General features: G+C 62.9%; 18 protein-coding genes. 5 read left to right on the plus strand and 13 right to left on the minus strand.

What is annotated here, in order from left to right; translation table 11 throughout:
• Position 1 precedes the first annotated feature (1 nt).
• The 3 genes from JEQ47_RS10110 to JEQ47_RS10120 are packed head-to-tail and all read right to left on the minus strand — an operon-like array spanning position 2 to position 3,790.
• A complete protein-coding gene (locus JEQ47_RS10110; RefSeq protein WP_198876278.1) occupies positions 2-949 on the minus strand; it encodes an NAD-dependent epimerase/dehydratase family protein in 948 nt (315 codons plus the stop codon).
• A gap of 10 nt (positions 950-959) precedes the next feature.
• The gene (locus JEQ47_RS10115; protein WP_198876279.1) at positions 960-2,141 is read right to left on the minus strand and encodes a glycosyltransferase family 4 protein; all 1,182 of its coding nucleotides are present in this window, start codon (positions 2,139-2,141) and stop codon (positions 960-962) included.
• Complete coding sequence (locus JEQ47_RS10120; protein WP_198876280.1) at positions 2,138-3,790, minus strand: heparinase II/III family protein; 1,653 nt, start codon at positions 3,788-3,790, stop codon at positions 2,138-2,140. Before JEQ47_RS10120 ends, JEQ47_RS10115 begins: the two co-directional genes overlap by 4 nt.
• A gap of 173 nt (positions 3,791-3,963) precedes the next feature.
• Between JEQ47_RS10120 and pseB the strand changes: the two genes are divergently transcribed.
• Positions 3,964-4,956, plus strand: coding sequence for a UDP-N-acetylglucosamine 4,6-dehydratase (inverting) (gene pseB, locus JEQ47_RS10125; protein WP_198876281.1), 993 nt, complete (start codon positions 3,964-3,966; stop codon positions 4,954-4,956).
• Between the two features lie 80 nt (positions 4,957-5,036).
• On the opposite strand, the gene cobM is transcribed toward pseB, so the two are convergent.
• The 8 genes from cobM to JEQ47_RS10165 are packed head-to-tail and all read right to left on the minus strand — an operon-like array spanning position 5,037 to position 11,554.
• Positions 5,037-5,804, minus strand: a complete 768-nt coding sequence (gene cobM, locus JEQ47_RS10130) for a precorrin-4 C(11)-methyltransferase (RefSeq protein ID WP_198876282.1) — start codon at positions 5,802-5,804, stop codon at positions 5,037-5,039.
• The gene (cbiE, locus tag JEQ47_RS10135) at positions 5,801-7,012 is read right to left on the minus strand and encodes a precorrin-6y C5,15-methyltransferase (decarboxylating) subunit CbiE (protein WP_198876283.1); all 1,212 of its coding nucleotides are present in this window, start codon (positions 7,010-7,012) and stop codon (positions 5,801-5,803) included. Before cbiE ends, cobM begins: the two co-directional genes overlap by 4 nt.
• Positions 7,012-7,764, minus strand: a complete 753-nt coding sequence (locus tag JEQ47_RS10140) for a precorrin-3B C(17)-methyltransferase (protein ID WP_198876284.1) — start codon at positions 7,762-7,764, stop codon at positions 7,012-7,014. Before JEQ47_RS10140 ends, cbiE begins: the two co-directional genes overlap by 1 nt.
• Positions 7,761-8,486: a precorrin-2 C(20)-methyltransferase gene (locus tag JEQ47_RS10145; RefSeq protein WP_328768735.1), complete on the minus strand. Its 726-nt coding sequence runs from the start codon at positions 8,484-8,486 to the stop codon at positions 7,761-7,763. Before JEQ47_RS10145 ends, JEQ47_RS10140 begins: the two co-directional genes overlap by 4 nt.
• A complete protein-coding gene (locus JEQ47_RS10150) occupies positions 8,483-9,115 on the minus strand; it encodes a precorrin-8X methylmutase (RefSeq protein ID WP_198876285.1) in 633 nt (210 codons plus the stop codon). The genes JEQ47_RS10145 and JEQ47_RS10150 overlap by 4 nt, the downstream gene beginning before the upstream one ends.
• Complete coding sequence (gene cobG, locus JEQ47_RS10155) at positions 9,102-10,340, minus strand: precorrin-3B synthase (protein WP_198876286.1); 1,239 nt, start codon at positions 10,338-10,340, stop codon at positions 9,102-9,104. The genes JEQ47_RS10150 and cobG overlap by 14 nt, the downstream gene beginning before the upstream one ends.
• Positions 10,340-11,068 (minus strand): precorrin-6A synthase (deacetylating), encoded by a 729-nt coding sequence (gene cobF, locus JEQ47_RS10160; RefSeq protein ID WP_198876287.1) that lies wholly within the window; start codon positions 11,066-11,068, stop codon positions 10,340-10,342. The genes cobG and cobF overlap by 1 nt, the downstream gene beginning before the upstream one ends.
• A 21-nt stretch (positions 11,069-11,089) precedes the next feature.
• A complete protein-coding gene (locus JEQ47_RS10165; RefSeq protein WP_198876288.1) occupies positions 11,090-11,554 on the minus strand; it encodes an Lrp/AsnC family transcriptional regulator in 465 nt (154 codons plus the stop codon).
• A gap of 121 nt (positions 11,555-11,675) precedes the next feature.
• Here JEQ47_RS10165 and putA point away from each other — a divergent pair, with 121 nt between their 5' ends.
• The 3 genes from putA to JEQ47_RS10180 all read left to right on the plus strand — a co-directional run bounded on the left by putA (position 11,676) and on the right by JEQ47_RS10180 (position 16,094).
• On the plus strand, positions 11,676-15,023 hold the full coding sequence (gene putA / locus JEQ47_RS10170; protein ID WP_198876289.1) for a bifunctional proline dehydrogenase/L-glutamate gamma-semialdehyde dehydrogenase PutA: 3,348 nt from the start codon (positions 11,676-11,678) through the stop codon (positions 15,021-15,023).
• A gap of 220 nt (positions 15,024-15,243) precedes the next feature.
• On the plus strand, positions 15,244-15,585 hold the full coding sequence (locus JEQ47_RS10175; RefSeq protein WP_198876290.1) for an ArsR/SmtB family transcription factor: 342 nt from the start codon (positions 15,244-15,246) through the stop codon (positions 15,583-15,585).
• Positions 15,586-15,596: 11 nt separating this feature from the next.
• A complete protein-coding gene (locus JEQ47_RS10180; protein ID WP_198876291.1) occupies positions 15,597-16,094 on the plus strand; it encodes an SRPBCC domain-containing protein in 498 nt (165 codons plus the stop codon).
• 45 nt (positions 16,095-16,139) lie between these two features.
• Here the strand turns inward: JEQ47_RS10180 and JEQ47_RS10185 are convergent, their stop codons facing one another.
• Both JEQ47_RS10185 and JEQ47_RS10190 read right to left on the minus strand, forming a co-directional pair.
• A complete protein-coding gene (locus tag JEQ47_RS10185; RefSeq protein WP_198876292.1) occupies positions 16,140-16,799 on the minus strand; it encodes a YbhB/YbcL family Raf kinase inhibitor-like protein in 660 nt (219 codons plus the stop codon).
• On the minus strand, positions 16,768-17,946 hold the full coding sequence (locus JEQ47_RS10190; protein WP_198876293.1) for a PQQ-dependent sugar dehydrogenase: 1,179 nt from the start codon (positions 17,944-17,946) through the stop codon (positions 16,768-16,770). Before JEQ47_RS10190 ends, JEQ47_RS10185 begins: the two co-directional genes overlap by 32 nt.
• Positions 17,947-18,157: 211 nt before the next feature.
• Here JEQ47_RS10190 and copM point away from each other — a divergent pair, with 211 nt between their 5' ends.
• Entirely contained in the window at positions 18,158-18,508 is a 351-nt protein-coding gene (gene copM, locus JEQ47_RS10195; RefSeq protein WP_198876294.1) for a CopM family metallochaperone, read from the plus strand.
• The last annotated feature ends 252 nt before the right edge of the window (positions 18,509-18,760 follow it).

Consider the following 18,760-nt stretch of genomic DNA (forward strand, 5'->3'; position numbering starts at 1 on the left):
CTCACGGCGGGCTGCTGATCGTGTCGGCTAGGGCGGCATCGACACCCAGTGGCGGCGTCCAGTCGAGCAGGGCCCGCGTGCCTGCGCTGTCCACTTGAAACGAGCTCAGTAGCCGATCGGCGATCCCCTTGCGCCCCATCAGTGCCAAAGCCGATATCAGTATGCTCGCCGGCACACTCAGTAGGCGCACGGGCGCCCCCTGCAGGCGGGCCAGCCGGGCAATCAGTTCCGAGGTTGAAATATCCTCGCCATCCGAAGCCATCAGGATACGCCCTGCGGCTTTATCGTGATCCATCGCGAGAGCGATGAGATCAGCAAGGTTGTCCACCGCGATCATGCTCCGGCGATTGTGGACACCGCCCAACGGCAGCGGCAGACCTTTCGCTGACAGCTTGATCAGTTGCCGAAAGTTGCCAGCGACTCCCGGCCCGTAGACTAGCGGCGGTCGGATAATGACGGTTTCAAGTGAGGTGCCGACAGCGGTCGAGACAAGACTCTGTTCGGCCTGCAGTTTGCTCAGTCCATAGTCATCGAGAGGGGCGGCTGGGTCGTCCGCACGAAAAGCAGTGCCGGGCGCGGTTGTCTCACCATTCACTTTGGCCGAGCTGAGAAGCACGAAGCGTTTTACGCCAGCGACCACGGCTTCTCGAGCCAGTGCAGCGGTGCCGCCCACATTGACCGCGAACAAATGCTGCCTTTCCGCCTCGGTCATGTTGGTTTTGCTCTGCGTAATCGCAGCGCAGTGGATAAGAATGTCCACGCCGCTCAGGTCGACGCCGGCTTCTCCGGCCGCCAGGCTTGCAAGGTTAGGCAGGTCGCGATGCGACGCAGTGTTTCCCGGTATGGGTGACCTGACCAGAGGCACGACCTCATGCTGGCCCTGTGCCAGGCGTTTCACTAAAGCGCGGCCAACAAAGCCCCCAGCCCCTGTAATTGCCACTACGCTCACGATGGGACTCCTAGGGTTGGTTGGCGATGGCGAGGATGTCGGCAGCTAGCCCGTCCATGATCGTGGTACGAGCATAAGCTTGCTTGAATGCAGATCGGTCGCCGTCCCAGGGATTGGCAGCCAGAGTCTCGAATGCCGCCACCATGCCGTTTACGTCGCATGGCTCGAAGACGGCACTACCTTCGATCTGGGCATTGATGAACTGGGCGGCATAACCGCCCACACCAGCCAGGATTGGTTTGCCCGTCGCGCCATACTCAAAGATCTTGGACGGCAGTACTTTGAGAAAGGCGGGATGGTCATTGAGGTGCAGGAAAAGGATATCTGCGGCGCGATAGCGCGCAAATAATTGGTTTCGTGGCACAGGCGCTTCCAGCGTGACGTTGCTCACTCCAGCGTCCGCAAGCGCCTGCTCGAGTGCCACCCGCCGACCGCCATCGCCGATGATCGTGAAGTGAGCTTTGCCGGCAAGCGCCTTGGCTGCGGCCGGTAGCACCAAATGCAGGCCTTGGCCTTCACCGATATTACCGGCATAGAGCACCTGCAACGGCTCCGTAGAGGCGCGAGTAGGCTTGTCGAAATCCGTTTCCAGAAATTCCGGGTCGATGCCGTTGGTAAAGGTGCGATAGCTCTGGCTTGGCGCTATGGCACGCGCGTGATCGAGGAATCCCTCAGAGACCAGATTTATCCTTTGGGCTGCGCGGAATGTATGCCGCTCGATCAGGCGGAAGGGCCAAAGGAGATGGCGCGTGAGCGACCCGCCCATCACATCGTTCATCGTGTCGGTGAACAAGTCTCGAATATCGAGGTAGAGCTTTGCTTTGGACCTTTTGGCAACCACCGATCCCAGTGCCGCGGTCATCAATCTTGAAGAGGTTGCATAGACCAATGGCCACCGCCGGCCCCGGGTATGCGTCAGCACCTGGCGGGCAAAGTCGATGAACACGCGCGACTGGTCGAGCATGCCACTCTTGTGCATTTTCAGTGGGAGGCGTGTGACGGTGACACCGGGAATGTCCTCGAAATCGCCCGCGCCTTGGGAATGGCTGTGATAGCGGTTCGGGACCGTGGTGATAACGTCGATCTCGATATCCGGGCGTGCCCTACGGAGGGCATCGACTAGGGCTCGTGTCCGGAATGAACCGGCGCTGAGATCGGGCGGAAAATAGAACGAGAGGATCAGCAGTCTCACGACGGCTCCCAAGCAAGTGTCATCGTATGTTCGAACGGCAGCGTATGGCGTCCATGGATGCGAAGGGACTGGCTTTCCAGGCTGACGCCGAACCGCGGATGCCAGCTCGACGCCATGATGTCGAGCTGATCAGGAAGGCTCGACACCGCCCGTGCGACGACAGAATTATCCAAGCGCTTGTACAACATGACCGTGCCATCATCACTTCGCAGCGCCTGTATGTCGGGAGAAAGGTGAAAGAAGATGTCGATGCAATGTTCGCCCTCCCACATCACCCTGTCGAACACCGCAAGGCCATTGTCGGTTAGTGTCCAGCGACGCGAATGCATTGGTTTGCCGCCTAAACGGGCATATCCGTCATGCTCCGCCTCGACACGAATGCGGTCGCTCTCCGCCGTTGCCTCACACCGGACAATTCGGCTGCGTCGCGCCACGCGAAAACCGCTCCAGACCTCGGACGAGTTGTTTCCGTCCAGCATGAGCGTGGAGTGACTTGCCGTACCACGCTGACGTAGTCGCTCTGGACCGGTGCCATACTCGGACGTGCCACCATTGACCACGACCCGGCATGTATCCAGTGACAGTTCGAACGAGAGCGTGTCGGCATGAGCATGAGCGGGCAGATAATCAGGGCCGACATTGGCGACATCGGCAATAACGCAGGCGCCGTTTCGCTGCATGCGCATATAACCGCTTTCCGTGAGACGCGTGAGCTCCGCCTGGTCTGTACGGTCCAATCGAATGCCGAGTTCCGCAGCATAGCCCCGCAATTGAGTAAGGGTGGCGGACACACCGAATGCCGCATCGTTAAAAAGGCTGATCTGTCCGTCCGGATGCGTCATCGCTTCTGCCCAACCGAACATTTTGCGCACTACATCCAGCCAATCTGAGGGGCAGGAGCGGCCGAACGCCGCGTGAATGGCGATAAGATCGAGCATATCGGCGAGGATGATGTGATGGTACATCGGGCTCAGCTCGAAGTGGCCCCCATCGGCCAGGATTTGTTCGGCGAGTTCACGCTTCAGCAAGGCGATGCCCAGCCGGTACCATTCGTCGGCCTCCTTGCCATCAAAGAACAGCCCCCCAAAGACTAAAGCCTTGGCATTGGCGAAGAGGTGGTTGCCTAAGATATGATGCTCGAGCCGGCGAGACAGATAGCGTGTCTGCACCGCAAGCGACTGAATTATGGTCTCCGTTGCGATGCCGTCTGTCCGGCAAAGCCAGATGATCCAGTTCACTATGCGCAGCGAACTTGGATAAGGCGCCCAGCCAATACCGCTTCCCGGCGGATTTTCTGCGATCCACCTGCCAACAAGCTCGATATGCCACGACCGCCGGTCGACAGCGTCTCGGGCCAGGAGGTCGTCAAAGTAGTGTGCGTTGTAGAGCCAGAGCGCACTGCGTTGAGGATCGCGCCAGTCAGATGGCGTAGCTAGCGCGGCCGTGGTGCCCAGGAAACGCGCGATCTGCGGCTCGATGAGACTGGGCTCGCGCCATTCGTGATAGTGAATTGGCCGAACGACCGTTGCACGGCGCGGATGTGGGCTGACATCGGGCTTCGGGCGCGATAGTCGAAACGCAATACGGCCAAAGATCTGAACCGGACGCAGGTAGCGTAGCGTGTTCCAGTAGAGTCTGATCCGCTTCATCGCTTCCTGAACAAATGTCTATAGCTGGGTTGACGCCCTTTTAGTGGCTGTGCAAACCGAGGGCAATCATCCCAGCGGCCAAGCTTTGCGCAAGTCTGATCTTGCCGCGCTCCTGCTAGGCCACTATGAGAGTCGCAATTATTTCCGCTCGGGCGGCACAATTCGGTAGGTCTATGTTTTCTGGAAGTTCTATCCTCGTTACCGGCGCCACGGGCTCGTTTGGGCGCGCGTTCGTTCGTACAATTCTGGAACGCTATCCTGACATCCGTCGTCTGGTGATCTTCTCCCGCGATGAACTCAAGCAGTTCGAAATGCAGCAGGAATTTTCCGACGAGAAGTATCCTTGCCTGCGCTACTTCTTGGGCGACGTGCGCGACCGGGGCCGCATAGAGCGAGCACTGGAAGGCGTTGACATCGTCGTGCACGCTGCCGCTCTGAAACAGGTCGTGGCAGCCGAATACAATCCGTTTGAATACATCAACACCAATGTCATTGGTGCTCAGAACGTCATTGACGCTGCCCTGGCCAATGGCGTTAAGCGCATTGTCGCTCTTTCGACAGACAAAGCTGCAGCTCCGGTCAACCTCTACGGCGCGACCAAGCTTTGCTCGGACAAGCTTTTTGTCGCCGCCAACAATATCCGTGGCTCGCGCGACGCGCGCTTCAGCGTCGTCCGGTATGGCAATGTCATGGGTAGCCGCGGGTCGGTTATTCCCTTTTTCCAGAAGCTGCGATCTTCGGGGACTTTGCCGATCACCGATCCACGCATGACACGGTTCAATATTACTTTGGACGAAGGTGTGGCGATGGTGCTCTGGGCGATCGAGAACGCCTGGGGCGGCGAGATATTGGTTCCCAAGATACCCTCGTATCGGATCCTCGACGTGGCCGAGGCCATCGGTCCGGAATGCGAGAAGCCGGTTGTCGGAGTTCGTCCCGGCGAGAAGATCCATGAGGAGATGATCACCTCAAGCGATGCGCCAAACACTTTGGACATTGGCACATACTACGCGATCCTCCCCCCCAGCGATCCGGCACTGTTCGAACGATATATCCAGGAACGTGGCGCAAAGACTGTGGACGCGGATTTCAGCTACAGCAGCGGAAGCAATGAAGATTTCCTCACTGTGGATCAGTTGCGTCAGCTGATTTCGGTAGAGGCCTGATAGACTTAGCCCTCGCGGGACAGAGGGTGTAATCCTCTCCCGCGACTTTTGGGCAGGCCTTGGTCCAAGAGGATCAATAGCTAGTCGGAACAGCCTTCCCGGCCTCTAAACCGCCGCTGATATCCCGCGTCGTAAAGCGCGCTTTCGCGGAAATTTTCAGCGTTGAGGGCCTTGCCGACGAAGATGATCGCGGTGCGCTCGATGGCGGGATCGAACTTGCCTTCAATGTCGTTCAGCGTGCTGCGGATGATGGTTTCCTGAGGCCAGCTGGCATGGGCAACGATGGCCACCGGGCAGTCCTCGCCGTAGATGGGGCGCAGTTCGGCGACCACGCGGTCGAGGGAATGGATGGCCAGGTGAATGGCCAAGGTCGCTCCCGTCGCGCCGAATGCGGCGAGTGTTTCGCCCTCGGGCATGGGTGAAGCGCGACCGTCCACGCGGGTCAGAACCAGAGACTGGTTGACCGAGGGGATGGTCAGTTCGCGGCCGAGCGCCGCTGCGGCAGCAGCGAAGGCGGGGACACCCGGCGTCAGCGTGTAGGCGATGCCGAGCCGATCAAGCCGGCGCATCTGCTCGGCGACGGCGCTCCAGATCGAGAGGTCACCCGAGTGGAGACGGGCGACATCCTCGCCTGCCGCTTCGGCCCGCACATATTCGGCTTCGATCTCGTCCAGCGAGAGCGGTGCGGTGTCGACGAGCCGCGCATCGGTCCGGCACCAGGAGAGCATTTCGCGTGGCACGATCGAGCCGGCATAAAGGCAAACGGGGCACGCAGCCAACAGGTCGCGGCCGCGCACGGTGATGAGGTCGGCAGCGCCAGGCCCGGCACCGATGAAGTGAACTGTCATGGCTTGGTCCACCGCCATTGGGTGATCGGCAGGGCAGGGCGCCAGCCAGTCATGCCGCCGAGCGGCGCCGCCTGTGCCACGGCGAGGCGGATGAGGTCGCCGCCATTCTGGTCATGCAGCGCCAGCAGCACCTGCTCCATTTCGAGGCTCACCGCATTGGCCACCAGCCTGCCGCCCGGGCGAAGCGCCGTCATGGCAGCGTCCATGACGCCCAGGTCGGTGCCGCCACCGCCGACGAAAATGGCATTGGGCGGCTCGAGACCGGCCAACGCCTCGGGCGCCGTGCCTGTCACGACCCGCAGGTCCGGTACCCCAAAATTGCGGGCATTGCGTAGAATGCGCTCGGCGCGGTCGGCATCCGCCTCTATGGCAACAGCCTTCAGGCTGGGGTCGGCCAGCATCCATTCGATGCCGATGGAGCCCGATCCCGCGCCGATGTCCCACAGCAGCTCACGCGGGCTCGGCGACAGCGCCGAAAGGGTCACCGCCCGGATATCGCGCTTGGTGATCTGCCCGTCATGCTCGTAGAGCGCGTCGTCCAGGCCCGGCGTCAGCGGCAGTAGCCGGGCACCGGGCAGTGGGACAACGGTGATCGCGCAGATATTGAGCGGATCGAGGTCGGTGAACGTGAACCCGTCGGCAATCTGCGAGCGGATGCTTTCGCGCGGACCGCCCAGAGCTTCGAGCACCGTGATGATCGAGCGGCCGAAACCTGCTTCCACGAGCAGCGCTGCGAGGGCACCGGGGCCCCGCTCATCGGAGGTCAGCGTCAGGATGCGCGAGCCGACGTGCAGATGAGGGCGGATAAGATCGATCGGGCGTCCGTGAAGGGAAAGGGTCATCACATCCTGCAATGCCCAGCCCAGCCTAGCAGCGGCAAGGCTGAAAGCCGAAGGGTGGGGTATGACCAGCATTTGCGCCGCATCCACATGGCGCGATAGGGTTGCCCCGACGCCGTAGTGAAACGGGTCGCCGGAAGCGAGGACGCAGACCCGGCGCCCACGCAGGGCCAGGACATCGGCAACCGAGTCGGAAAACGGTGACAGCCAGGGCCGCTGCTCGCCCTTGATCGCCGGCGCGGCCAGCTCCAGGTGGCGTGCACCGCCGAAGACGAATTCGGCGCCGGTCATGGCGGCGCGCGCAGCCGGGGATAGGCCGTAGAGACCGTCCTCGCCAATACCGACAATGGTCAGCCATGGTGTGCTCATCAGCCGGACCCGCGTGGGGAGTAGACCAGTGGATCCATGCCGGGCCGCTCGATGACGCGTGTATCGGCCGAGCCGATGATGACGCAGGTGGCCATGTCGGCGCTGTGATGCTCGGCTTCGCCCAAGGGGACGACGATGAAGTGCTCATCGGGGCGCCCGACTGCGCGGCCCAGGACCACAGGCGTGGTGACCGGGAGCACCTCGCGCAGGATTTTGTAGGCCGTTGGCAGTTGCCAGGGGCGGGCCCGGGAAATCGGATTGTAGAGGGCGATGACGAGGCCCGCCTCGGCGACAGCGCGCAGGCGGCGCTCGATCAGCTCCCAGGGTTTCAGATTGTCCGAAAGCGAGATGGCGCAGAAGTCATGGCCAAGCGGGGCGCCAGCACGGGCGGCGACGGCGAGCATGGCGGTGACCCCGGGCAGGATTTCGATGTCGAGACGCCGCCAGGTTTCCGGGCCATGCTCGACCGCCTCGCAGATGGCGGCCGCCATGGCAAAGACACCCGGATCGCCACCTGACACGACGCAGACTGCCGCGCCCTTGGATGCCGCATCGAGGGCGGCCCGAGCCCGGTCGATTTCCTCACGATTGTCCGAGGCCATGCGTACCTGGTCTGGCCGCAGGGTGAGCCGGTCGAGATAGGGTCCATAGCCGAAGAACACGTCGCTCGCCGCGATGGCGCCGAGCGCCTGCTGCGTGACCTGGCCAGGGTTGCCCGGCCCCGTGCCGACAATGGTCAACTTGCCGGTCATGGTCGCGCGCTCCACCCCGGCACCAGGACCAGCGAGAAATATGGGGCCGCGTCATCGACCTTGCGGCTGAGTGCCATGGTGCTGGCATTGTTCATGGTGCCACGCTCGACATAGAGCGCACCGTCGAGGCGCCCGGCATTCGCGAGTGCGGCACGAACCTTGGGCAGATTGCGTCCGAGCTTCATGATGACCGCGCCCTGCGTGTCGGCAAGGCGGCGCGTCAGTTCGGGCTCGTCGAGTGTCCCGGGCAGGATGGTGAGCACGTCATCGCCCTGCACCAGCGGCAGTCCCGCCGCCGACCAGCACCCGGACATGGCCGATATGCCCGGGATCACCTCGGTCTCGAACCGGGGTGCCAGGCGCACGTGCAGATGCATATAGCTGCCATAGAGTAGCGGATCGCCCTCGCTCAAGACGGCGACAGTTCGCCCGGCCCCCAGATGCGCGGCCAGCCGTTCGGCGGCCTCGTCATAAAAGGCCTGTATCTGCGTCTTGTAATCCCCGGCGTGGCGATGAATCTCGGTGGTCACCGGGTAATCCAGCGCCTCCTCGATCTGGCCCGGGCGAAGATGCTGTGCGACGATGGCCCGGGCATTGCTCGGGTTGCCGCGCTTTGCAAAGCAGGCAACCACATCGGCCCCGGTGATGGCGCGCACGGCCTTGAGGGTGAGCAGCTCCGGGTCACCCGGTCCGGTGCCGACACCGATCAGTTTGCCGCTCACAGGCCCGGCCTCGCCAGGGCATTGAGACAGGCCGAGGTGATGGCGCTGCCGCCCAGGCGCCCACGCACCACTGCATAGGGCACGCCATAGGAGTTTTCGGCCAGCGCATCCTTGGATTCCGCGGCGCCTACAAAGCCCACCGGCATGCCAAGAATGGCGGCGGGCTTGGGTGCGCCATCGCGCAACATCTCGAGCAGATGGAAGAGGGCTGTGGGCGCGTTGCCGATCGCCACCACGGCGCCCTCGAGATGCTTGTCCCAAAGGTGCAGCGCGGCGGCGGAGCGCGTATTGCCGATGGCGGCGGCGAGATCGGGGGTGCGCGGGTCGCGCAGCGTGCAGATGACTTCGTTGTTGGCAGGCAGTCGCGACGCAGTGACACCGCGCGCCACCATTTCGGCGTCGCAGAGGATAGGCGCACCGGCCATCAGGGCGCGGCGGGCGGCCGTTACAAAGCCCGGTCCGAAGTCGAAATGCTCGGCCGCCTCGACCAGCCCAGCCGCGTGGATCATGCGAACTGCGAGCTCTGCTTCCTCATCGGAGAAGTGCGACAGGTCGGCCTCGCTGCGGATGATGGCGAAGGACTGGCGATAGATGCTGTCGCCATCCTTGATATAGTCATATTGCGTCATCGGGCACCTGAAGGTGGACCAGCACGTCGGTCAGACCGGCTTCGTCCAGTATCTTGTGTGGCGTATCGCCTGCCCGTCCGCCGATGACAAGGCCAATCCCGTCTGGGCGGCCGACCACGGTCACTGCCGCCGGTCGTGGATGGGCGCATCCCTTGCTGCAGCCGGACACATGCAAGTGTCGCGGCCCGACGTGACCTGCCAGTTTCTCCGCCACGGCGCGGGCCGCGATGAAGCCCGATGAACATCCTTCCATGCCGATGCAGGCGCTGACACGCCGGCGTGGATCGTCTGCAGATATGATGAAGCCGAGCGTAGCGGCGCGGGCAATCAGTTCCGCCGGCGCATTGTCCATGAGGAGCACATGGTCGGGCGCGAGCCGGAACGTGGTGACGCCGAAGATCTCGGCTGCCTCCGCCAAGGCCAAGAGGTCCTTGCTCCGGGCCGATCCGAAAGGGAGGGCGAGTGCGGTAGTGTGCCCGCCAGCCACATCGTAGTGGTCACCATCCCGATGTTTTGTGGCGGCGTGCGGCTCGTGACTATTCTGCGGGAAAAGGTCGGTCGCGCGGCACTCCGGACCGATTGCAGCGAGCGCGCCGAGTACGGCGAGGGTCGCCGCCACGGCCGCGTCAGCATCCATCAATTGCGGCTTGCCACCCCCAAACTGAACGGCCCAGTGCCGCATTCGGGTGGCAGCCAGACGGATGTCGGCCTTGAGTGCGGCCAGCGAAATTTGTCCGCATCCATCGACCACCACACTGACCTTTGGCCCCAGCTTATCCTCGAAAGCTCTGGCCCCCGCCGCAATGGCGCTGGCGATCGGACGCGGGTCGCACAGTTCCTTGGGGTCGATGCCGGTAATTGGCGAAATGTCGATGACGAGGCCGGTCTCTATGGAGATGAGCTTTTCTACGGCCGCAGCAAAGGTTGAATTCGTGTCCGGACGGAGCCCGCGCACCTGGACATTGCCGCGCGCGGTGATTTCAACGAGCCCATTGCCGTATTGGGCAGCCAGCCTTGCCAGTTCCAAAACCTGCCTGGGCGTCAGCGCACGTCCAGCGACCCTTATGCGTGCAAGCAGGCCATCACCGGTCGGCATTGGCTCGGCCAGCGTTGGGCAGGCGCCACGCCGGGCAGAGCGGGTGGCGATGGCGGCAATGGTGCTGGCCGGGGCGCTGGTCAGGGCGGACGTCATGCCCGAACAGTAGCAGTCGTCTCGTGCCAGCACTACTGCGGCTTGCGGAGCAGGTAGGTATCCATGATCCAGCCATGCTCCTCCCTGGCCACCTGCCGCGTCGTGGCGATGCGGTCGGCAACGTCGCCCAGGCGCCCGGCGATAAGAAGCTCATCGGGCGTGCCGAGATAGGCGCCCCAATAGATGTCGAGGTCCGGATCTGCGTCCAGGAAAGCCATCCGACCGTCCAGCATGACCACGGTATCGACTTCCACAGTCCCGAGCTGTCTGCCGGTGGTGATCACCACAGGCTGGCCGATGCGGTTGAGGGCGATGCCATGCGCGGCGGTCAGCGCCTGGACGGCTGTGATGCCGGGGATGACCTCGACCGTTATCGATTGGGGAACCAGCTCGAGGATGCGCAGGGTGGAATCGTAAAGGCCCGGATCGCCCCAGACCAGAAAGGCACCTGTGCCTCCTTCGGGAACATCGGCGACAAGCAGGGCAAAGATGTCGGAGAGGGCCTGGTGCCATTCCGCAACGCCCTGTTCGTATTCGGGGTTTTTGGCGTCCCGGCGCGGCACCGCATAGCCGATGATGCGTGGGTCTTCGCGACGAACGAAGCGCTCGATAATGGCACGCCGCACATTTGCAAGCCCCGCTTTGCTCACCCCCTTCTCGGGCACGAACAGCACGTCTGCCCGGTTGAGGGCGTCGATGGCGGCGACGGTCAGGTGTTCCGGGCTGCCGGTGCCTATGCCGACGACGAGGATGGTTCTCATGGCTGTTTCATGCACCGGAAGCTATTCGACATCATCCTTGACGGCCTCCATCGAGACATGTGTCGAGGTATGCGCCACATGCGGCAGGGCGGAGAGCTTTTCGCCCAAAACCTCGCGATAGGCGGCGATGTCCTTGGTGCGCACCTTCAGCAGGTAGTCGAAGCTCGAGGCGATCATATGCGCTTGTTCGACTTCCGGTAGCGCGCGCACCGCCTTGTTGAAGGCCTCCAGCGCCGCCTTGCGGGTATCGCTGAGCCGGACCTCGACAAAGGCCACATGCGGAAGACCAAGACGCGTGGGATCGATCACCGCCCGATAGCCCAGAATGTATCCCGCCTTTTCGAGCCGCTTGATCCGCGCCTGGCATGGTGTCTTGCTCAGGTTCACCCGACGGCTGAGTTCCGCAACGCTTAACCTTCCGTCGCGAGCCAGTTCGTCGAGGATGCGCCGATCGATCTGGTCCAAAGGGCTGTCAGCGGATGACATGATAGGCGATTGTCCTGATTTGTCAGGCCAAATTGTATATCCGAAGGCTTGCACGCCGCAAGATAGGACGAAACGCCTGTCACGCCTCTGGCAAGATGCGCCAAAGTCACCTGAGGCCCCGATGTCCGACGCACAAACCGCCGCCCGTGCTGCCCTGCGCAACCAGAACTATGCTGATGAGGCAGAGTCGGTCACCAGACTCATTGCCCGCACGGGGCTCGATGAACAGGGGCGAGGCCGAATTTCGGCTGAGGCGGTCGGCCTCGTCAACGCGGTACGGTCCGGCACCAAGCTGGGCCTGATGGAAAGTTTCCTCGCTGAATATGGCCTCGACAGCGATGAGGGTCTGGCCCTGATGTCGTTGGCGGAGGCGCTGCTGCGGGTGCCTGATAGCGAGACCATCGATGCACTGATCCATGACAAGGTCGGTGGAGCAGACTGGGCCAGCCATTTCGGCGGTTCGCCCAGCCCCCTGGTGAACTTTTCGTCCTGGGCGCTGAGTCTCACGGCCGATGTGCTAGGGGAGCCGGAAGTCGGGCCGAAATCGGCGCTACATAGGGCGGTGGCGCGGCTCGGTGAGCCAGTGATCCGGACAGCGGTCGGCCAAGCCATGCGGCTCATGGGAAGCCAGTTCGTCTTCGGCAGGACCATCGACGAGGCAATTGCCCATGCCAGAAAGCCCGAGGCCCAGGGCCTGCGCTATTCCTACGATATGCTGGGCGAAGCGGCGCGGACGCAGGCGGATGCCGAGCGCTATTTCCAAGCCTATCTCAATGCCATTAATGCCTTGGCGCCGCATTGCGTCCATGGTGCCGTACGCGACAATCCCGGCATATCGGTCAAGCTCAGCGCTCTGCATCCGCGCTACGAAGTGGCGCAGCGTGACCGGGTCATGGCGGAACTCGTTGAATCCACGCGCAAACTGGCGCTGGTCGCAGCCAAGGCCAATATGGGTTTCAACATCGATGCCGAGGAAGCAGACCGGCTCGACCTGTCGCTCGATGTCATCGAAGCGGTGCTGGCGACGCCGGAACTGGCCGGGTGGCACGGGTTTGGCGTGGTGGTGCAGGCCTATGGCAAACGGGTGTTGCCGCTGATCGACTGGCTCGACGCCACCGCCGAAAAGCTCGATCGCACCATCATGGTCCGCCTGGTCAAGGGCGCCTATTGGGATGCGGAAATCAAGCGGGCGCAGACACTTGGGCTTCCCGGCTATCCCGTTTACACCCGTAAGGCGGCAACCGATGTGAGCTATATCGCAGCGGTTAGGCGGCTGTTCGAGACCAGCCGCATCTATCCGCAGTTTGCCAGCCACAATGCCCATACGGCTGCGGCCGTGCTGCATCTGGCCGAGGCGGCCGGACGCGACAAGGGCAGCTTCGAATTCCAGCGTCTCCATGGCATGGGCGAACAGCTTCATGTCGCCTTGCGCAAGAATCATGGAACAACGACAAGGATTTATGCTCCGGTCGGCGCCCACAAGGACCTCCTGGCCTACCTCGTTCGCCGCCTGCTGGAAAACGGCGCCAATGGCTCTTTCGTCTATCAGATTGCCGACGAGGACATTCCCGCCGCGCAGGTCGCCGAGGACCCCATCGGCAAGCTGCTTGCCCTGGGTCAGAACCTGCCCAATCCGGCCATTCCCGCGCCAGCAGAAATTTTCGGAAAGCGAATAAATTCCCGAGGGTTGGACCTTTCTGACAGCGTCGCCCTCGGCGTGGTTGCCGAGGGCCGGGAAGACTTTCGAGACCACCGATGGGAGTTTGGCCCCGGCACTGCCGTGATCAATCCGGCTAATCACGACGACGCGGTAGGTACTGTGGCCGAGGCGACAAAAGCCGAGGTGGACCAGGCCTTTGCGTCAGCCTCGGCATCCGGTTGGGGACGTTATCCAGTAGGCGAACGGGCCGATATTCTGCGCCGGGCTGCCGATCTCTACGAAGCCAACCAGGCCGAGTTCTTTGCCCTCCTGGCCCGCGAGGCCGGAAAGACCTGGGGCGATGCGGTCGCTGAACTGCGCGAAGCCGTTGATTTTCTTCGCTATTACGCCGAACAGGCGGAAGGGCTGATCGACGCACCGCGCGGTCCGTTTGTCTGCATTTCGCCTTGGAATTTTCCCCTGGCGATCTTCACCGGACAGGTGGCGGCCGCGTTGGTGGCGGGTAATCCTGTGCTGGCCAAGCCGGCGCCGCAAACGCCTTTGACTGCCGCGCGGGCGGTGGCGTTGCTGCATGAGGCGGGCGTGCCGACCGATGCGCTGCAATTGCTGATCGGCGGGCAATTTGTTGGCGGACTGTTAACGTCAAGCACCGCACTTGCGGGTGTCGCGTTCACCGGCTCGCTGAAAACCGCCAGAGCCATCGAAAAAGCGATGGCGGCCAACGCATCGCCGCACGCGCCTCTCATTGCCGAAACCGGTGGCCTCAATGCCATGGTGGTGGATTCGACGGCGCTGACAGAGCAGGTGGTGCGCGATGTCCTCGCCTCGGCGTTTCAGTCGGCCGGGCAGCGCTGTTCGGCGCTCCGTATCCTCTATGTGCAGGAGGACGTGGCTGAGCACACGCTCCACATGCTCAAGGGGGCCATGGACGAACTGCGCTTGGGCGATCCGTGGGACCTCTCCACCGATATCGGACCGATTATCGACGGCGCGGCGCGCGACAAGATCGCTGCCTATGTTGCCGAGCGGCAGGACAGGGTGGTGCATCAGTTGCAAGCTCCGGAGCAGGGGACGTTCTTCCCGCCCACCGTTCTGCGGGTTTCGGGTATCGAGGACATGCCGGAGGAAATCTTCGGGCCGGTCCTGCATGTCGCGACTTTCCACGGCGAGGAGATCGACAAGGTCATCGCCGCCATTAATTCCTCGAACTATGGACTGACCTTCGGCATGCATACCCGCATCGCCTCGCGGGTGCGGCGGCTGGCCCGGCAGGTCCATGCGGGCAATATCTATGTCAACCGCAACCAGATCGGTGCCGTGGTGGGCAGCCAGCCCTTTGGCGGCGAAGGTCTTTCCGGCACCGGCCCAAAGGCCGGCGGTCCACACTATCTGTCGCGCTTCACCCAGGCTGGATCGGCCCTGCAGACCGGAGCACTCGACCTGCCCGGCCCAACCGGCGAGAGCAACCAGCTCCATGTCGCGCCGCGCGGTACGCTGCTTTGCCTGGGACCAACGCCGGACGACGTGGCGGCGCAGCAGGAGATGGCGATGGCGGCGGGCTGCGGGGCGCTGGCCAGCGAGTTGGATTTCGACCGGCTACGGACAGGGCAGGGCTTTGCAGCGATCGCCTGGTTCGGGGATGACGGAGAGCTGCGCGGCATTCGCATGGCGCTCGCGGAACGGGACGGCGCACTGTTGCCGATCCTGACCTCGACGGACGATATCGGCAGGCTGCAACTGGAGCGACATGTCTGCATCGACACGACGGCAGCCGGCGGCAATGCCTCGCTGATGGCAGCCGCGCTCTGAGGCGACGAAAGGTGGGCCTATGCACCTGCTCCGCCCAGCACTGTTCCGCCCTCGGGCTTGACCCGAGGGCCAATCGCAACTTTCGCGAGCGTTAGCAGTGGTCCTCGGGTCGAGCCCGAGGACGGCTCGGTGGGTGGGGTTAAACCGTGCCAATCAATGCTTGACTCGTATTCAACCAGGTAGTATTCAACAAAACAGTTGAATATAGATTGGCTGAACGATGACCGACGCTCTGAGCACCACACTCGCCGCCCTGGCCGACCCGACGCGCCGCGCCATCCTTGCACGGTTGGCGACGGGCGAGGCGAGCGTTAATGAACTGGCCGAACCTTTCGACATGACCCTGGCGGCCGTCTCCAAGCACATCAAGGTGCTGGAATCGGCAGGCCTCGTGACGCGCGGCAGGCAGGCGCAATACCGCCCCTGCAAGCTGGAGGCCGCGCCCATGCGCGAGGTGGCCTCCCTAGTCGAATTCTACCGCAAGTTCTGGGAACAGAATCTCGATCAGCTCGATACCTACCTCAAGCATTTGCAGACCCCCAAATCCGACACGACGAACTGAGGAGACGTGCCATGAACGACCAGAGTTTTCCCAACCCGTTCAAAACCGAACTGCCCGACGATCAGCCGCTGATCATCATGTCCCGCACCTTTGACGCGCCGCTGGCGCTGGTATGGAAAGTGTGGACCGAAATGGAGCACGTCGGCCAATGGTGGGGCTTCGGCAATAATACAGTGATCGAATATGACGTGCGCCCCCGCGGCAAGTGGCGGATCGACAGTCTGTCACCGGATGGCACCAAATGGACCATGTTCGGCACTTATCTCGCCGTCGAGCCTAAAAGCCTGATCCGGAACACCTTCGTGGTGGACGGCATGGCCCCGGAAGACGAGCGCTATTACGAGGAGCACCAGTTCGAGGAGCGAGACGGCAAGACCTTTTACCGCTCGATTTCGAACTTCCCCGATATCGCAATGCGCAATGGTGTCGTGGATACCGGCATGGAATGGGGCGCCAATGTCTCCATGGTCCAGTTCGACGCCATCCTGGAACGGCTGAAGGCGGAATAAGGAAAAAGCGCCCTCCCGGAGAGGGGAGGGCGCTTCGAACATTCTCTAGTTGATGGGCGCTTCGGGTCCCGGGCGCTCATACTGGCCGACGATCTCGCCGGCGGCGAGAACATGGCCTTCCATAGCGGCCAGCACATCTTCGCGCTTCGCGCCCGGCTGCACCGGAAGCTCTGCGATATCGAGGGCGAAGACCTGGAAGTGATAGTTGTGGGCCGGATCGCCCAGCGGCGGGCGCGGGCCCACATAGCCGATCTGGCCCCGGCTGTTGACGCCCTGCTTGGCACCCTCGGGCTCCTGCAGCACGGGATCGCTCGGCAGGCCTTCGCGGATGCCGGTGGCATCGCCCGGCACGTCGAACAGCACCCAATGGACGAAGGGTTTTGGCTCGGCGGCATCAGGATCATCGACGATGACGACGAAGGACTGCGCACCTTCGGGTGCATCACCCCATTCGAGGGCCGGCGAGGCATTGTCGCCTTGTGCCGCATGAGCGAGGGGGATCAGGTCGCCATCGGCAAAGGTGCGCGCCGTCACGGAGAGGTCAGCTTCGGCGTCCACGAGGTTGATGGCGATGTCCGAAGGCGCCGGCTTTTCGGTGACATCAGGTGGGGTCGCCATCTCGGCCGCTTCCGTCGCGGCTTGGCCATCGGCCGTGATGCGGAACAGGATGCCGTTAAAAGTCGTCGGCCACCAGCAGGTCGCCATCGCTTGTCTGGGTGATGCCGGCCAAGCGGCTGAGGAAGCCATAGCCCCCATCCTCGCCTTCGATCAAAAAGCCTTCGGCAAAGTGGTCCCAGGTGACCGGCTCGCCTTCTGCGTTGAAGTCGATGCGAGAGATTTCGTAGCCGCTGGGCGGTCGCCGGTTCCACGAGCCGCGCATGGCAACGAAGGCGTCGCCCCGATACTCTTCGGGGAAGGCGTCGCCGGTATAGAAGGTCATCTGCATCGGCGCGGCATGGGCGGTATAGCCGAGCGCCGGCTCCTCGCTCATTTCGGCCCACTGTTCGAGGGTGATGCCCTCGGGCGGATTGTCCTGCGGGTTGAGGCGCGAGAAGTCGTAGACATAGGGCCAGCCATATTGCTTGCCTTGCTCGACGAGATTGAACTCTTCCTGCTGTTCATTATCACCCAGCCAGTCGATGCCGTGATCGGCGCCATAGAGGCGGCCGGTGTTCGGCTCCCAGCCGAAGCCGATGGTGTTGCGCAGGCCGGTGGCGAAGATCGTGCGGCTCGAGCCATCCGGCTTGGCACGCAGCATGGTGGCGCTTTCCGGATTGGTCTCGGCGCAGGCATTGCAGGTGGAGCCGGCGGAAATATAGAGCATGCCATCGGGGCCGATGGCGAGGGTGCGGTTCGGGTGCTGGCCGCCATCGGGCAGGTCGTCGATAATGCGGGTCAGCTCGCCAAACGTGCCGTCGGCGGCGATGGGCGCGGTATAGACCTCGTTGACGGTGGCCAGATAGACCGTGTCCTCATGGATGGCGATACCGTGCATGCCGGGGCGGGCGGCCACGACGGTGAAACCTTCGTAAGTCCCGTCGCCGTCCTCGTCATCGAAACGGATGACATCGGCTTCGGTGCGGCGGGTGGCGTAGACATGGTCGCCATGGGTGGCGAGCATGCGGATATTGCCCATTTCACGGCCGGCCACGGCGACCGAAAACCCTTCGGGCACACGGATCAGCCCGGCGAGTTCGGCATCGTCCGACACGGCGATCGGTTCGGGTTCGAGAATGGCACCTTCAATGGTCACGTCGGAGTAAAGACCGACATTACCCTGCGGCTGGGCAAAGGCGGCGGCCGGCAGCAGGCAGATCGCCGTGGCGGCAAGGCGGGAGGGCAGGCGGGTCATGGATCGTCCTTTCTGGGCGCTCGATGACCATGCATCAGCGCTTTCGCGGACACTCTTGTGTCTGGGCGCGCAACGGTGCGGGGTGGCCAGGGTTGCAGGCGGCTGATGCAGATTGATCCGATTGCGGGGCGGACCGGCGAAGGGGCGAAAATCGCTTGACCTTGCCATTTGGGAGGGCCGCAGAAGGGGATGTCGCTTCAAGGAGGTCCCGATGCGCGTCACTCTTCTGGCTCTGGCCATTGCTGCTTTTTCCCTTCCGGCTTTCGCCCAGGATCACACTGGCCACGGCGCCGCGTCCGCGGGGGAAAGCGTGGCGACGATCGGGTATCGCGAAGCCAATGCGAAAATGCATACCGACATGGACATCGCCTATTCAGGCAATGCCGATGCCGATTTCATTCGCGGCATGATCCCGCACCATCAGGGCGCGATCGACATGGCGAGGGTCGTGCTGGAGCATGGTTCCGACCCGGAGGTGCGCAAGCTGGCCGAGGAGGTGATTGCGGCGCAGGAGGCCGAGATTGCGTGGATGCGGGAGTGGCTGGCGCGGAACGGGCTTTAGCCATTGAGTTGTGCGCGCGCGGTGGTTCGGTGACCTATCTGCCGTCGTCACCACCCGGCTTGTCCGGGTGGTCCATACGTCCGCAAGATGGATTGCCCGGACAAGCCGGGCAATGACGGTGTTTGGAGATCGTGCGTTCCCAGGCATCACGCCGCCCTCGGGCATGACCCTTCGCCATTCGGCACGCGCTGTAAGTGGTCGTCGGGTCAGGCCCGAGGACGGTATCGTGGGTGGGGGAGCTCTGAAACCGGG

The organism is Devosia sediminis, from assembly GCF_016411825.1.
Classification (GTDB): Bacteria; Pseudomonadota; Alphaproteobacteria; order Rhizobiales; family Devosiaceae; genus Devosia; species Devosia sediminis.